The sequence below is a fragment of the Wohlfahrtiimonas chitiniclastica genome (assembly GCF_002252325.1).
GTDB classification, from domain to species: Bacteria; Pseudomonadota; Gammaproteobacteria; order Cardiobacteriales; family Wohlfahrtiimonadaceae; genus Wohlfahrtiimonas; species Wohlfahrtiimonas chitiniclastica.
In genome coordinates, this window is record NZ_NEFL01000004.1 from 144,671 (window position 1) to 159,933 (window position 15,263).

General features: G+C 45.3%; 14 protein-coding genes. All 14 read left to right on the forward strand.

The annotated features are described in order from the left end of the window. Positions 1–23: 23 nt before the first annotated feature. Entirely contained in the window at positions 24–539 is a 516-nt protein-coding gene (locus B9T10_RS09945; protein WP_008316093.1) for an NADH-quinone oxidoreductase subunit NuoE family protein, read from the forward strand. Beyond that, entirely contained in the window at positions 539–1,822 is a 1,284-nt protein-coding gene (nuoF, locus tag B9T10_RS09950; RefSeq protein WP_063455431.1) for an NADH-quinone oxidoreductase subunit NuoF, read from the forward strand. Before B9T10_RS09945 ends, nuoF begins: the two co-directional genes overlap by 1 nt. After that, positions 1,822–4,122, forward strand: coding sequence for an NADH-quinone oxidoreductase subunit NuoG (gene nuoG, locus B9T10_RS09955; protein ID WP_094538381.1), 2,301 nt, complete (start codon positions 1,822–1,824; stop codon positions 4,120–4,122). The genes nuoF and nuoG overlap by 1 nt, the downstream gene beginning before the upstream one ends. A gap of 3 nt (positions 4,123–4,125) precedes the next feature. Next, positions 4,126–5,169, forward strand: a complete 1,044-nt coding sequence (gene nuoH, locus B9T10_RS09960; RefSeq protein WP_008316098.1) for an NADH-quinone oxidoreductase subunit NuoH — start codon at positions 4,126–4,128, stop codon at positions 5,167–5,169. Between the two features lie 14 nt (positions 5,170–5,183). Further along, entirely contained in the window at positions 5,184–5,675 is a 492-nt protein-coding gene (gene nuoI, locus B9T10_RS09965) for an NADH-quinone oxidoreductase subunit NuoI (protein WP_008316099.1), read from the forward strand. 12 nt (positions 5,676–5,687) lie between these two features. Continuing rightward, complete coding sequence (locus tag B9T10_RS09970) at positions 5,688–6,353, forward strand: NADH-quinone oxidoreductase subunit J (protein ID WP_008316100.1); 666 nt, start codon at positions 5,688–5,690, stop codon at positions 6,351–6,353. A gap of 2 nt (positions 6,354–6,355) precedes the next feature. Further along, a complete protein-coding gene (gene nuoK, locus B9T10_RS09975) occupies positions 6,356–6,688 on the forward strand; it encodes an NADH-quinone oxidoreductase subunit NuoK (protein ID WP_008316101.1) in 333 nt (110 codons plus the stop codon). A 4-nt stretch (positions 6,689–6,692) separates the two neighbouring features. Beyond that, entirely contained in the window at positions 6,693–8,693 is a 2,001-nt protein-coding gene (gene nuoL, locus B9T10_RS09980) for an NADH-quinone oxidoreductase subunit L (protein ID WP_008316102.1), read from the forward strand. Positions 8,694–8,703: 10 nt separating this feature from the next. Further along, complete coding sequence (locus tag B9T10_RS09985; RefSeq protein ID WP_008316103.1) at positions 8,704–10,227, forward strand: NADH-quinone oxidoreductase subunit M; 1,524 nt, start codon at positions 8,704–8,706, stop codon at positions 10,225–10,227. Positions 10,228–10,243: 16 nt separating this feature from the next. After that, a complete protein-coding gene (locus B9T10_RS09990) occupies positions 10,244–11,689 on the forward strand; it encodes an NADH-quinone oxidoreductase subunit N (protein WP_008316104.1) in 1,446 nt (481 codons plus the stop codon). Positions 11,690–11,698: 9 nt separating this feature from the next. Then, on the forward strand, positions 11,699–12,262 hold the full coding sequence (mog, locus tag B9T10_RS09995; protein ID WP_094538382.1) for a molybdopterin adenylyltransferase: 564 nt from the start codon (positions 11,699–11,701) through the stop codon (positions 12,260–12,262). Positions 12,263–12,401: 139 nt separating this feature from the next. Then, positions 12,402–12,860 carry a hypothetical protein gene (locus B9T10_RS10000; RefSeq protein ID WP_094538383.1) on the forward strand — a complete coding sequence of 153 codons (459 nt, stop codon included), beginning with the start codon at positions 12,402–12,404 and terminating at the stop codon, positions 12,858–12,860. A gap of 5 nt (positions 12,861–12,865) precedes the next feature. Next, positions 12,866–14,662, forward strand: a complete 1,797-nt coding sequence (gene pabB, locus B9T10_RS10005; RefSeq protein WP_094538384.1) for an aminodeoxychorismate synthase component I — start codon at positions 12,866–12,868, stop codon at positions 14,660–14,662. A gap of 2 nt (positions 14,663–14,664) precedes the next feature. After that, positions 14,665–15,243 carry an anthranilate synthase component II gene (locus B9T10_RS10010; protein ID WP_094538385.1) on the forward strand — a complete coding sequence of 193 codons (579 nt, stop codon included), beginning with the start codon at positions 14,665–14,667 and terminating at the stop codon, positions 15,241–15,243. Positions 15,244–15,263: the final 20 nt, after the last annotated feature.

Here is a 15,263-nt window from a genome sequence, read left to right on the forward strand (position 1 = left end):
ATAACTGAATTAAGGCATAGATTATGAGTGCAAAAGAAATTTTAACGGAGCGTTCACGACAAGAGATCGACAAATGGTTGAAGCATTTCCCAGAAGATCGTAAACAGTCTGCGCTTTTAGCTGCTTTAAGAGAAGTTCAGCATGATAATAATGGTTATTTAACCACTGAGTTGATGGATGCCGTGGCCGATTATTTAGGTTTGCCACCGATCGCTGTGTATGAAGTGGCAACTTTTTACTCCATGTATGAAACAAAACCATGTGGTAAAAACTCCATTTCAGTGTGCACCAACATCTCTTGTATGTTGCGCGGCGGTGAGAAAATCTTGGCCCACGTTGAAAACAAGCTTGGCATTAAAGCCGGCGAATCAACGGCTGATGGCGTTTTCTACTTGAAGAAAGAAGAAGAGTGCTTAGCCGCTTGTAGCTACGCACCGGCGATGCAGATCAATCATGTTTATTATGAAAACATCACGATTGATAAGATCGATGAAATATTAGATGCAATTGCAGCAAGTGCAGAAAAGGGTGAACACTGATGATGAATCAAGTTTGTTATTTTACACTTGGTCACGAGAACCCATGGTCCATCAAAACCTATGAAAGCTTAGGGGGTTATGATGCCTGGCGCCGTATTTTAAACGGTGAATTGACGCGTGAAGAAGTGATTGAGATGGTCAAAGCCTCCGGGCTGCGTGGTCGTGGGGGTGCAGGCTTCCCAACAGGTGTGAAGTGGAGCTTCATGCCAAAAGGTGAAGGCATCACGCGTTATGTGGTGTGTAACTCGGATGAGTCAGAGCCCGGTACTTGTAAGGATCGTGATATTTTGCGCTTCAATCCACATGCATTGGTGGAAGGTATGGCGATCGCAAGTTATGCCATGGGCGCACGCCACGCATATAACTATATGCGTGGTGAGTTCTTAGATGAGCCAGCGATTCGTTTCCAAGGTGCATTAGATGAAGCGTATGCGGCAGGTTTACTTGGTGAAAACATCAAAGGCACTGGCATTTCTGTGGACATTCACCCCGCAATTGGCGCAGGTGCGTATATTTGTGGTGAAGAGACTGCGCTTTTAGAATCTTTAGAAGGGAAAAAAGGTCAGCCACGCTTTAAACCGCCATTTCCAGCGGCTGTGGGCTTATACGGTCAACCCACCACCATTAATAATACTGAATCATTATCATCGGTGGGTCGCATCATTCGCAATGGTCCTGAATGGTTTGCCAACCTTGGGATTCCGGGTGCAGGCGGACAAAAATTATTTGCCGTCTCTGGTCATATTGAAAAACCTGGCAACTATGAAATTGCATTGGGCACGCCATTTTCTGAATTATTGGATTTATGTGGCGGCGTTTGGAAAGGTCGTCAATTAAAAGCGGTGATTCCGGGTGGATCTTCTGTGCCAGTTGTGCCGGGTGATTTAATGATGCAAGCGAACATGGATTATGATTCGATTGCAAAAGTTACGGGCTCAATGCTCGGTTCAGGCGCTGTGATCGTGATGGATGAAACCACAGATATGGTTAAAGCGCTCCGCTGTTTATCACGCTTTTACTTCAGTGAATCTTGCGGACAATGTACGCCGTGCCGTGAGGGCACCGGTTGGTTGTATCGCGTTGTTGATCGCATTTTGCAAGGCAAAGGTGTGCCTGAAGATTTAGAGCGCTTAGAGCACATTGCCAACAACATTGGCGGACGCACCATTTGTGCATTAGGGGATGCAGCAGCAATGCCTGTATTGAGTTTCATCAAACATTTTGGCCATGAATTTGCATATTACATTGAGCATGGTCGATCTATGGTTGAAGGAGCGGAATAATGACTGAGAAAAAAATGCTCTCCATCGAAATAGATGGCAAAAAGTTTGAAGCAGAGGCGGGGCGCTCTGTCATTGATGTGGCAGATGAAGTCGGCATTCCGATTCCGCGCTTTTGTTATCACGATAAATTATCCATCGCCGCAAGCTGCCGCATGTGTTTAGTGGACATCGAAAGAATGCCAAAACCCATGCCAGCGTGTGCCACACAAATTGCCGATGGCATGATCATTCGTACGCGCAATGAAAAAGCGCGCGCGGCACAAAAATCTGTGATGGAGTTTTTGCTCATCAATCACCCATTAGATTGCCCAGTGTGTGATCAAGGCGGTGAGTGTGAGTTACAAGATAATTCTGTGGAATTTGGTCAAAAGCACTCCACATACATCGAAGAGAAGCGCCATTACGAGAAAATTAACATCGGTCCACTCGTTGAAACTTACATGAACCGCTGCATTCAATGTACGCGTTGTGTGCGTTTTGGGGAAGAGATCGCGGGCATTCGTGAATTAGGCGGCGTCGATCGTGGGGATCGCTTAGAGATCACCACCTATGTCAAGCATTCGATGACCTCAGAAGTCTCCGGCAACATCATTGATTTATGTCCGGTGGGCGCATTGACGGCGAAGCCTTCTAAATTCCAAGGCAGACCTTGGGAATATAAAGAACACCATTCCGTCAGCATTCACGATGGTTTAGGCACAAATACGTCCATTCATACATTGCGCGGCAAAATTGCGCGTGTGGTGTCACGTGAAAACGAAGCCATTAACCAAGTGTGGATTGCCGACCGTGATCGCTTTAGCTATGAAGCGAACTTCAGTGTTGATCGCACACAAGCACCCATGATTCAAAATGAAAAACAACAATTGGTCAAAACCGATTGGCTCAGTGGTTTAAAAGCCACGCGCATGGCCATTGAAGGTGCAGTGAAAAACTTTGGCGCTGATCAAGTGGGCATTTTTGTCTCCCCAAGTGCGACAGTGGAAGAGCAGTTATTGACTGCAAAATTGGCCAAAGGGTTGGGCATCAACAAAATCGATTCGCGTTTACGTCAAATGGATTTCACGAGTGATGCGGTTGAACCTGCCTTTAGAAGTTTAGGTTTGCCGATTGCAGAGGTTAAAGCGTTAGATGCCATCTTCTTAGTGGGCGCAGATCCACGTTTAGAGATGCCAGTTTTAGCCATTGACATTCGTACAGCTGTGAAAAATGGCGCAAAAGTTGCCATGCTCAATGCATATGATACGGATCAATTGCACCCCACTGAAGCACTCATCACTTCACCGAAAGATTGGGTGAATGTGTTGTCTGTGATTTTAAAAACGGTTGCCGGCCACACGGGCACTGCGATTGCACCAGAATTGAGTGCAATTGTGAATAACGCCACCACAGATGTGGATGTTGCACGTGCCGCTCAGCTCTTTATGCAAGAAGGTAAACACTGGATTGTGCTCGGTAAAGATGCCGTTTCACATCCTGATTTCTCTGTGATCAGAGCGTTGGCACAAAATATTGCCACAGCATCACATGGTGCATTCGGTTATTTATCAGAAGGCGCAAACTTAACTGGCGCTTATTTAGCGGGTGTTGCAAAAGGCAATACGCATCAAATGCTCACAGATGGCTTAAAAGCTTATATTTTAGTGGGCGCGATTGATCCTGAACATGATTTCATTGAGCGCAAAGCAGCACTCACTGCCCTTAAGCAAGCGGAGCTTGTGGTGGCATTGACGCCGTTTGCCTCTGAAGCATTGTTAGATCTGGCCACCATCATTTTACCTGCAGCTGCATGGGGTGAAACCGATGGCAGTTTAATGAACGTTCAAGGCACATTGCAAACGGTCAAAGCGGCTGCTGAGCCGTTGTTTGATGCAAAACCGCTTTGGAAAATTTTACGCGTGCTTGGCAATGAGTTTGAATTATCAGGCTTTGATTATGTGACGTGTGCTGATGTATTGGCCGATCATCAAGCGGCATTGTCCACAGCAGGGCAGGGCAATCAAATGCCTTATGCCAATAATTTACGTGTGAAAGATTGGCGCAATGATGCGTTAGTGGCTGTGCCAATGGAATCCATCTATTCAATGGATGCTTATGCACGACGCAGTGAAGCCTTACAAGCCACGCCACTTGCCCCACGTAAACGCGTGACGGGTGATTTGTCCATCACGCAAACACAATGGGTGATTGAAGGGCAAGAGTTTGGCGTGCGCTCAACGGCAAAAATGGCCGCCAATTGCCTACGCATCCCAAGGGAGTATGGTTTGATGATTGATTATTACGAAGCGATCGAGGGGTAAGCCATGGATATGATTAAAGCGATTATTGATTACCCGCTCGTCTGGGCCTTTTTGAAAACCTTGGCAGTGATTTTGCCAGTGGTGATCGCGGTGGCATATATGACATATGCAGAACGCCGCGTGCTTGGTTTCATGCATGTGCGTTTAGGGCCAAACCGCGTGGGACCTTTTGGTTTACTTCAGCCGTTTGCAGACTTGATTAAAATGGTTTTTAAAGAGTGGATCATTCCTTCATCTGCCAATAAAGTCTTTTTCGTGCTCTCGCCAATCATCATTGTGACCACGGCATTTGCTGCGTGGGCAGTGATTCCATTTTCAGATGGATTGGTGGCATCAAACATTGATGCCGGCGTACTTTATGTCTTGGCAATGACCTCTTTAGGTGTGTATGCCATCATTTTAGCCGGTTGGGCATCGAACTCTAAATACGCCATGATCAGTGCCATCCGAAGTGGTGCACAGGTGATCTCTTATGAATTGGCGATGGGCTTTGCCTTAATCAGCGTCATCATGTTGGCAGGCTCAATGAACTTTACGAAGATCGTTGAAGGTCAAGCAGGCATGAGCATTTTAAGATGGTATTTCATCCCATTATTGCCCATGGCAGTTTTATACTTCATCGCAGGCGTTGCCGAAACAAACCGCGCACCGTTTGACTTAGTGGAAGGTGAGTCTGAAATCGTGGCCGGTTTCCACGTGGAATATTCAGGCACAGGCTTTGCCTGCTTCTTTTTAGCAGAATACGCGAACATGATTTTAGTGGCAGCATTGGCCTCACTCTTATTCTTTGGCGGTTGGTTGTCGCCATTTGCAGGCATTCCTGGCATCGAAAGCATTCCGGTGATCGGTGAAAATGGTCTGTTCTGGATGGTGATCAAAATGTCGTTTTTCCTCTTCACTTACATCTGGTTAAGAGCGACATTCCCAAGATACCGTTATGACCAAATCATGCGTCTAGGTTGGAAGGTGTTCATCCCATTGACCATTGGTTGGATTTTCTTCGTGATCGTGTTGTATGCGCTCGGTATTCACTATTGGTTTCAATAGAGTAGGAATTAGCAATGTTTAAGAAATTAAAATCAATCTATGCAACCTTCTCTTTATTAGAGTTGAGAAAAGGGTTGGCGATTACATTTCGTTATATGTTTCGCCCGAAAATCACCATCAGTTATCCCGAAGAGAAGACACCACAATCACCACGTTTTAGAGGATTGCATGCATTGCGCCGTTACCCGAACGGGGAAGAGCGCTGCATCGCCTGTAAATTGTGTGAATCTGCGTGCCCAGCACAAGCGATCAACATTGAGTCTACCGAACGTGAAGATGGCACTCGCCGCACCACGCGTTATGACATTGATCTCTTTAAATGCATCTTCTGTGGTTTGTGTGAAGAAGCGTGTCCGGTCGATTCCATCGTATTGACGCGCACCTTTGACTATCACATGGAAGAGAAGGGCGACAACATTATGTGTAAAGAAAAACTCTTAGCATTAGGGGATCGTTTAGAACCTCAAATCGCTAAGGATCGCGCAGCAGACGCGAAATTTCGCTAAGGGAGGCTGCAGATGTTATTAAAGATTCTATTTTATGTTTTTGCACTCATCTTGATCTATTCAGCGGTGAGAGTGATCACAGCACGCAATCCCGTCACTGCGGTGATGCATTTGATTTTGTGCTTTGTGACCACAAGTGCCACATGGATGCTCATTCAAGCTGAGTTTTTAGGACTCGCCTTAATTGTGATTTATGTGGGCGCTGTGATGGTGCTCTTCCTCTTTGTGGTGATGATGATTGATATTTCCACAGAGCTTGTCAAACAAGGTTTTGTGAAGTATTTACCCCTTGGCATTGTACTGACCCTCATTATGATCGTTGAAATGGCGATGGTATTGGTGGGTAAACAATCTTTGTTCCAAGAAACGCATCCATATGCTGCACAAGTGATTGATGGCGCAATGGCTGCAAGCTACAGCAACACAAAGCAATTGGGCTTATTCTTATACACCCATTACATTTATGCCTTTGAGATCGTTGCCCTCATTTTATTGGTGGGTATGATTGCTGCCATTAGCTTAACGCTTCGTCCACGTCGTGCGTACACAAGATTTACGCCAGTGAGTGAGCAACTCAAAGCGCATCCAGAAGATCGATTACAAGTGGTGAAAATGGAACCTTCCAAGTGGGAAGCGCTTCCTGTAGAAGCACCCGCGACTGAAAAAGGGGAGGGCTAAACATGCAATTGTTGGTAACCGATTATATTATGCTGGCCAGTACAGTGTTCTGTCTTGGGATGGCGGGTATATTCATCAATCGTAAAAATATCGTTGTGTTATTGATGTCCATTGAGTTGATGTTATTGGCCTCGAATATTTTATTCGTCGCGTTTTCTAAATTCTCTGGCAACTTTATGATGCCAACGACGGAAGATCCTGCCGGTCAGGTGTTCGTTCTATTCACCCTTGCGGTGGCCGCGGCAGAGATTGCCATTGGTTTAGCCATCCTTGTTTTGGTGTATAGAAAACGTCAAACCATCAATGTCGATGAAATGGATGAGTTAAAAGGATAATGCAATGAAAACGATCTATCTATTAATCGCATTTTTACCGCTCATTGGCGCGGCGTTCGCAGGGCTTTTATGCCGTGTGATCTCAAACAGAATGGCGCACACTGTGACCATCGCTTTAGTGGCGGTCTCTGCGGCATTGTCTGGTTATGTATTGTATTTGCATGGCACTGGCGAAGTGCCAACCTTTAATGGCAACGTTTACGAATGGATGAGCGTGGGTAATTTAGCCGTCGCGGTGGGTTTCCTTGTGGATAACTTAACAGCGATGATGCTCGTTGTGGTGACGTTTGTCTCATTAATGGTGCACATCTATTCCATCGGCTACATGAAAGGTGATCCGGGTTATAACCGTTTCTTCAGTTATATTTCGCTCTTTACCTTCTCAATGTTGATGCTTGTAATGTCAAATAACCTCATGCAACTCTTCTTTGGTTGGGAAGCGGTGGGTTTAGTGTCTTACTTATTGATTGGTTTCTGGTTTAAGCGCCCAACGGCAACCTATGCAAACATGAAAGCCTTCATCGTCAACCGCGTGGGTGACTTTGGCTTCATCGTCGGGATTGCTTGTATGGTTTACTTAACCGGTCACTTGCATTATGCAGACATCTTTGAGAGCGTGAAAGAAGGCAGTTTCCTCACACAAAAATTTGCGTTCTTAGGCACAGAATGGAGCGTGATCACCTTTGCAGCGATCTTCTTATTCATCGGTGCGATGGGTAAATCCGCACAGGTGCCATTACATGTTTGGTTGCCTGACTCCATGGAAGGCCCGACGCCAATTTCAGCATTGATCCATGCGGCAACGATGGTCACAGCGGGTATCTTCATGGTGTCTCGTTTATCTCCAATCTTTGAGTTGTCTGATGCAGCTTTATCCTTCATCATGATCATCGGTGCGATCACTGCATTGTTCATGGGTATTTTGGGTATTTTCCAAAATGACATCAAACGCGTGGTGGCTTATTCAACATTATCACAATTAGGCTATATGACCGTTGCTTTAGGTGCATCAGCTTACTCAGCGGCGGTGTTCCATTTAATGACACATGCATTCTTTAAAGCATTGCTCTTCTTAGCGGCAGGTTCTGTCATCATTGGCATGCACCATCAACAAGACATGCGCTTTATGGGCGGCCTTCGTAAGAAGATGCCAATCACATGGTTCACTTGTTTGATCGGGACATTGGCATTGATTGGTACACCATTCTTCTCCGGTTACTTCTCAAAAGATGCCATCATCCTTGCGGTTGAAAACAGCACGATCTTTGGCAGCGGCTTTGCTTACTTCTCCGTGGTGGCGAGTGTGTTCATCACAGCGGTGTATTCATTGCGTTTATACTTCTTAGTGTTCCACGGTAAACCTCGTTATCAAGTAGACCCAACGATGGGTGAGCATGATCATAAAGAAGGTTTTGTGGCACATGAACCGCATGAGTCGCCAGCTGTTGTGACGGTTCCATTGATTCTATTGGCCATTCCATCATTATTGGTGGGTGTTTTGGTGGCCAAAGACTTCATCATGGGCACATTCTTACAAGATGCGATCACAGTCAGCAGTGCACACCCTGCAATGGCAAAAGTGGCTGAAGAATTTGGCAGCGTTTGGCACATGGGTTTACATGGCTTTGTCTCTGTCCCTGTATGGTTAGCCATCATTGGTGGTTTCTTTGCTTGGTATGCTTACTTGAAAAAACCAACGGTGGAAACAGCATACTTATCAGCGTTAGATCGCACTGGCATCCTCAAAGTGTTCACCAATAAATACTACTTTGATGATTTCAACCAGAAATACATTGCCGATGGGGCAGTGGGCTTAGGCCGCTTCTTCTGGAAGAATGTGGACGATCGCTTGATCGATCAAACAGCTGTATATGGTTCTGCTACGTTAATGTCTAAATTAGGTGGCGTATTTAGAAAACTTCAAACCGGTTATCTCTTCCATTCCGCCTACTTAATGGCATTTGGTTTGGTGGTATTGATGACTTGGGTAATCATTTTTAAATAAGGACATAATGATGAGTATCGAAAATATGCCTTGGTTAAGTTTAGTGATTTGGGTGCCCATTATCACGGGCATCGTGACACTATTAATCGGTGATAAAAATGCGTGTCGAGTGCGAATGTTCGCACTCCTCGCGAGTCTTGTCACATTAGTGCTTTCATTGCCGCTTTACGGTCTCTTTAACTCAGAGACCGCAGCCATGCAGTTTGTAGAATTAAAACAATGGATTCCAACATTGGGGATCAACTACCATTTAGGGGTGGATGGTTTATCCATGCCATTTATCCTGTTAACGAGCTTCATGACTGTGGTGGTTGTGATTGCCGGTTGGGATGTGATCACCTATAAGCGTCACCAATATTTAGGTGCCTTCCTCATCATGGCAGGCTTAATGAATGGTGTGTTCGCGGCGATGGATTCCATCTTGTTCTATGTCTTCTTTGAGGCGATGTTGATTCCGATGTTCTTAATCATCGGCATTTGGGGCGGACCTAATCGTGTTCAAGCGGCATTGAAATTTTTCTTATACACCTTCTTAGGTTCGATCTTCTTGTTAGTGGGCATCATCTACTTATACATGCAGTCGAATAATACAACCTTTTCCATTGCCAACTTTGCAGATTTAGATCTCTCGTTGAGCCAACAAAAATGGTTGTTATTGGCATTCTTAGCCGGTTTTGCGGTTAAAGTGCCCATGTGGCCTGTGCACACATGGTTGCCCTCTGCGCACGTTGAAGCGCCTACTGGCGGTTCTGTGATCTTAGCAGCCATTACACTTAAAATTGGTGGTTATGGTTTCTTACGTTTCATGTTGCCAATCGTGCCTGAAGGGATTGCCTTCTTTGCACCGATGATCATTGCCATGAGCATCATCGCAATCATTTACATCTCATTTGTGGCACTTGCCCAAAAAGACATGAAAAAATTGATCGCTTATTCATCGATTGCGCACATGGGCTTTGTGACTTTAGGGTTTGTATTGCCGGTCGCTTTCTTAGATGCGCCAATGGCGGCCAATCAAATGGCGATCCAAGGCGGTATGATGCAGATGATCTCTCATGGTTTTGTATCCGCAGCGATGTTCTTGTCCATCGGTGTGTTGTATGACCGCGTTCATTCACGTGAAATTGCTGATTACGGCGGCGTGATCAACTCTATGCCAATCTTTGGTGCATTCTTCATCTTCTTTGCCATGGCCAACTCGGGTTTACCAGGCACATCGGGCTTCATTGGTGAGTTCTGGGTGTTATTGGCAAGCTTCCATTATGGCATTTACATCACGATTGCTGTGGCAACCTCATTGATCTTAAGTGCGGGCTATAACTTATGGCTCACCAAACGTGTGATTTTAGGGGAAGCGGTGCATCAACATGTTAAAGAGTTGAAGGATCTAAACGGTCGTGAATACTTCTTACTCGCGATGTTGGCAATCTTCATTATTGTCTTAGGTGTGTGGCCAGCGCCACTTGCAAATGTGATGCAGGCATCCATCGATCACCTGTTAACCAGTCTTCCAATGATCAATGGACAGCCATAGAAAGGATTAAATCATTATGAGCGTATTAACTTCAATGGACTTTATTGCAATCTTGCCAGAGATCATTCTGACAGTTGCAGTGGTGGGCATTCTCTTACTTGAGTGCATCAGCAAGCAAAGTCGCATCATGACGATCCATCTTGTGAGTATGGTTGCGATTTTAGCGGCATTCGTTGTGTTGTTGACAGTGGTGCCAGCAGGCACAGAGCCTTTGTATTTCTGGAACAGTGAAATTGTGCTCACAGGCATCAATGGTCAGCTCAAAAGCGCGATGTTGCTTGTGGTGCTGCTTGGCTTAATTTACAGCTTCCCTAAATTGTCTGAAACCAATTTAGATCACGCTGAATATTACGTCTTGATTCTTTTATCCACCATTGGCATGTTGGTGTTGGTGTCTGCCAATACTTTATTGATGGTGTATTTAGGATTAGAGTTGATGTCTTTACCGATGTACGCATTGGTGGCATTTAACCGTAAAGATGGCAAAGCGACTGAAGCTGCGATGAAATACTTTGTGATGGGTGCGATGGCTTCTGCCATTTTACTCTTTGGTATGGCATTGTTGTATGGCGTGGGTCAATCCTTGAATCTTCAAGTGATTGGTCAAGCGATCTCTTCAATTGCGAGCCAAAACTTTGATCAAAGCATCATGCTATTGACCTTTTCATTGGTCTTCATCGTTGTGGGCATTGCCTTTAAACTTGGTGTGGCACCATTTCATGCATGGGTGCCCGATGTGTACGAAGGTGCACCTGCGCCTGTTGCAATGTTCATCGGTGCTGCGCCTAAAATTGCTGCGATGGCAATGGGTTACTCCATGTTAATGGTGGCAGGTTACCAAGTGACGGAACAATGGCAACAGATGCTTGCGATTGTGATCATCTTATCCTTTGTGATCGGTAACTTTGTGGCACTTCGTCAAACGAACCTTCGCCGCATGTTGGGTTATTCAGCCGTATCACATGCAGGCTTTATGTTATTAGGCTTGTATGCGGGCAATGATTTGAACATTCCTGCGACAGGTTATTTCTACGCCATCACTTATGCATTCACCACGATTGCAGCGTTTGGTTTCATTTTGTTGGTCAATAAAAATGGTCAATCCATCTCTGAAATCTCTGACTTAAAAGGCTTTGGTCGTCAGCATGGTTACTTAGGTGTGCTCATGGCATTGATCATGTTGTCAATGGGTGGCATTCCGCCATTTGTGGGCTTTGTGGCGAAATTCTTTGTGTTAGAAAATGCCTATCAATCCGGTTATGGTTTCTTAGTGATCATTGGTTTATTGGCATCTGTAGTGGGCTTGTTCTACTACTTACGCGTCATTAAAGTGATGTTCTTTGATCAAGCCGATGACAATGCAAACATCACCATTACGCCATGTTATGGCTCACAAGTGATTTTCTCTGCCAACGTTTTCTTGTTAGTATTGTTAGGATTTGTTCCCACATTATTGATTTAAGGAAAAAGTATGATGAAAATTGGTTTAGTTTCTATCAGTGATCGCGCAAGTGCCGGCATCTATCAAGATGAGGGATTGCCAGCCTTAAAAGCGTGGTTAGAGCAAGCAGTGACGACGCCAATGACGTTTGTGGATGCATTGATCGCCGATACACAAGCAGAGATCGAAGCCACATTAAAGCGTTTAGTGGATGATGAAGGGTGCTCGCTTGTGTTGACCACAGGCGGCACCGGTCCTGCCATTTGTGATGTGACGCCAGAGGCAACTTTAGCGGTTGCCGATAAAGAGATGCCAGGCTTTGGCGAACAGATGCGTCAAATCAGTCTTTATTATGTGCCAACGGCGATTTTATCGCGCCAAGTGGCAGTGATTCGCGGACAAAGCTTGATTGTGAATCTGCCTGGTCGCCCTAAAGCGATTGCTGAAACATTAGGCGGCGTGCGCGGTGAAAACAACGAAGTGATCGTTCATGGGATTTTCTCAGCGATTCCTTACTGTTTAGATTTGATTGGCGCGCCTTTCATGGAGACGGATCCTGCGCATTGTCAGGCATTTCGACCAAAGAAAAAATAGGCGATTCATCGCACCAATGAATGCTTCCTTCGGGAAGCATTTTTTATGGGCGAAATAAATTCGCGTTTCCTCTGAGCAATTCATGGCAGGTTGTACTACAATATCGCCCTTGCTTCATTTTCTGTGGATAGGATTGTATATGGACATCGCCATCGTTTTCGCGCCGAAGTTTTCGGAGTTAGCCAACCATTTCTCTGCGGTGGAGCAGCAGCATGATCTATACGATACTGTGTTGCAAAATCAAGCGGTGAGCGTCAGCCATGGCGAATGGACATTTGTCTGTATGCCGGTCGATCATTGCTTTGAAGAGAGTTTTGCCCGCACATTAAAAAAATTATCCACAGGGCACAATCTTTACTTTTTTGCGGTGAATGATGACGCCGAAGGCTTATGGTTTGAGCATTATGACAATGGTGAACTCACGCGCCAATGGATCGAGGCAGAGCAGCAAGTCGCTGGCAATATGGGCGCGTATTTACCCGAAGAGCAGCATTTAGGCTTTCCCTTTGTGGATGAATCATATGAAGATGTGGGCGAAGAGATGCTCTACGAACTCATTTATGAAATCACGGATTTTGACATCACCGAAACATTTTAGTTGCCATGAATTTGCTTGATCACGATTGCTTTATTTTATTAGAAAACACCAAAACTGCCGATGAAGCAGCTTGGCTGTTCCATTCACCGGTGGCAGAAGTCATTTGCCGTGATGGACGAGAGCTGTCTGAGGCATTCAAAACCCTCGATAACCTTCGCCAAAGTGGTCATTATGTGGCGGGCTATGTGAGTTATGAGGCAGGTTATTACACGGTGGATCGTCAATGGTTTGACCATAGCACAAGCACGCAAGATGCCATTTTGCTGCACATGTATGCCTTTAAAACGGCAGAACGCATCACACAAAATCAGTTACAGCGCTATTTTGACGCGCTCGAATGTGATCGAGCACGCATTGAAGGGCTGACCTTTGCATTGAGTGAAGATGAATATGCCAAAAAATTTGAGGTGATCCAGCAAAACATCACCGATGGCAATACCTATCAAATCAATTTCACAACGCATTATGATTTTACTGTTAAAGGTCATCCTTTTGCCTTGTATAAACAATTGCGTCAACGACAAAAAGTTGAGTATGGCGCACTGCTGAAATTGCCTGAAGCCACGATTTTATCGATTTCTCCTGAGCTTTTTTTTCGTAAAAAAGGACAATGGATTGAGTCTAAACCCATGAAAGGCACCTTTGCCCGTGGGAAAAGTGAAGCAGAAGATCAAGCCATTTTGCAGCACATGCGAGCGGATGAAAAAACCTTGTCAGAAAATGTGATGATTGTGGATTTGATTCGCAATGATATGAGCCGCATCACAGTGCCGGGCACCGTTTCAGTCAATCGTTTGTTTGAGATACAAAGTTATGAAACGGTGCATCAAATGATTTCCACCGTAACAGGGCAAGTGGCTACGGACATCAGCATCACGGACATTTTCACCAATTTATTCCCTTGTGGCTCCATTACAGGTGCCCCTAAAATCCGCACGATGGAGATCATCGAACAGATCGAAGATGCACCACGAGGTATATACACGGGCGCAATTGGCTACATCACGCCAGACAATGACATGTGTTTTAATGTGCCGATTCGCACGTGCGTGATTGATGAAGATGGGCAAGCACGCTTAGGTGTCGGCGGTGGCATCATTGCTGATTCAGTGTGCAGGGAAGAGTATCAAGAGTGTTTATTAAAGGCGCGCTTTTTAACGGGCATGGCGCCAAATGTTCAGCTCATTGAGTCCATGCGCTTGATGCATCAAACCGCGAGCATTGCCCGTTTAGAGATGCATTTAACCCGTTTAGCAAATTCTATGGCAGATTTAGGCTTTACGGGGCAGATTTCTGACATTCAAGCAGCACTGGCAGATGTGGTCGCACAGCCATTGACAGAAGATCAGAAAATTCGTTTAGTGGTGGATCAAAAAGGGGATTTTGAGCTGATCCATTCACCAATCATTGAACATCAAGCGCCGCTAGAAATCATCATCAGTGATGTCACAGTGGATTCAAAACACCCACTGTTTCCCCATAAAACCACAGAACGTACTTTATATTACAAAGCATATGAAGCCGCGAAGCAGCATGATTGCTATGATGCGTTATTGATCAATGAGCGCGGGGAAATCACCGAAGGCTCGTTTCATAATGTCTTCATTGAAAAGAATGGACATTGGTACACGCCACCAGTGACAAGTGGCATTGTTGAGGGCGTGATGCGTCAAGCATGGCTTCAGGCATTGGGCAATGCATGCATGGAAAAACTGCTGTATCCCCAAGACATTCAAACGGCAGATCGCATTGTACTGACAAACTCTGTGCGCGGCTGTGTAGATGTGAGATTAAAGGTGTGAGCATGATCTGTTTAATCGATAATTATGATTCTTTCACTTACAACGTTGTGGCGTATTTGCATCAATTGGGGCATCCGCCCGTTGTTTATAAGAATGATCAGATTACCATCGAGGCATTAGAACAATTGCCAATTGATGCGTTTATTTTATCGCCAGGACCTGGCACGCCGCAGGATTCAGGCATTACGCTTGAATTGATTCGCCAGTTTGCTGGGCGCATTCCCATTTTGGGCATTTGCCTTGGGCATGAGTGCATTGCAGAGGTGTATGGCGCAAGCATTGTGCATGCTGAGCGCGTAATGCATGGTAAAACATCCTTGATAGATCACGATGGCATGGGTGTTTTCAGTGGTGTACCGAACCCCATTAAAGTGGCGCGTTATCATTCGTTGATTGTGGATGATGCCACATTGCCTGATTGTTTAGAGGTGAGTGCATCTTACACAACGGCACATGGCAAACGTGAAATCATGGGCATTCGTCATAAACTTTATGATGTTGAGGGCGTGCAATTTCACCCTGAATCGATTTTGACGGATTATGGTCACTTAATGCTGGCAAACTTTTTGCGCCGATGTTGATGTGTGCGATGATGGCGTGA

Coding starts and splice junctions, on each gene's coding strand:
- mog (WP_094538382.1), top strand. CDS start 11,699: ATGATGAAAATTGGTTTAGTTTCTATCAGTGATCGCGCAAGTGCCGGC.
- nuoI (WP_008316099.1), top strand. CDS start 5,184: ATGTTTAAGAAATTAAAATCAATCTATGCAACCTTCTCTTTATTAGAG.
- B9T10_RS10000 (WP_094538383.1), top strand. CDS start 12,402: ATGGACATCGCCATCGTTTTCGCGCCGAAGTTTTCGGAGTTAGCCAAC.
- B9T10_RS09970 (WP_008316100.1), top strand. CDS start 5,688: ATGTTATTAAAGATTCTATTTTATGTTTTTGCACTCATCTTGATCTAT.
- B9T10_RS09985 (WP_008316103.1), top strand. CDS start 8,704: ATGAGTATCGAAAATATGCCTTGGTTAAGTTTAGTGATTTGGGTGCCC.
- nuoL (WP_008316102.1), top strand. CDS start 6,693: ATGAAAACGATCTATCTATTAATCGCATTTTTACCGCTCATTGGCGCG.
- B9T10_RS09990 (WP_008316104.1), top strand. CDS start 10,244: ATGAGCGTATTAACTTCAATGGACTTTATTGCAATCTTGCCAGAGATC.
- nuoG (WP_094538381.1), top strand. CDS start 1,822: ATGACTGAGAAAAAAATGCTCTCCATCGAAATAGATGGCAAAAAGTTT.
- pabB (WP_094538384.1), top strand. CDS start 12,866: ATGAATTTGCTTGATCACGATTGCTTTATTTTATTAGAAAACACCAAA.
- B9T10_RS09945 (WP_008316093.1), top strand. CDS start 24: ATGAGTGCAAAAGAAATTTTAACGGAGCGTTCACGACAAGAGATCGAC.
- nuoH (WP_008316098.1), top strand. CDS start 4,126: ATGGATATGATTAAAGCGATTATTGATTACCCGCTCGTCTGGGCCTTT.
- nuoF (WP_063455431.1), top strand. CDS start 539: ATGATGAATCAAGTTTGTTATTTTACACTTGGTCACGAGAACCCATGG.
- B9T10_RS10010 (WP_094538385.1), top strand. CDS start 14,665: ATGATCTGTTTAATCGATAATTATGATTCTTTCACTTACAACGTTGTG.
- nuoK (WP_008316101.1), top strand. CDS start 6,356: ATGCAATTGTTGGTAACCGATTATATTATGCTGGCCAGTACAGTGTTC.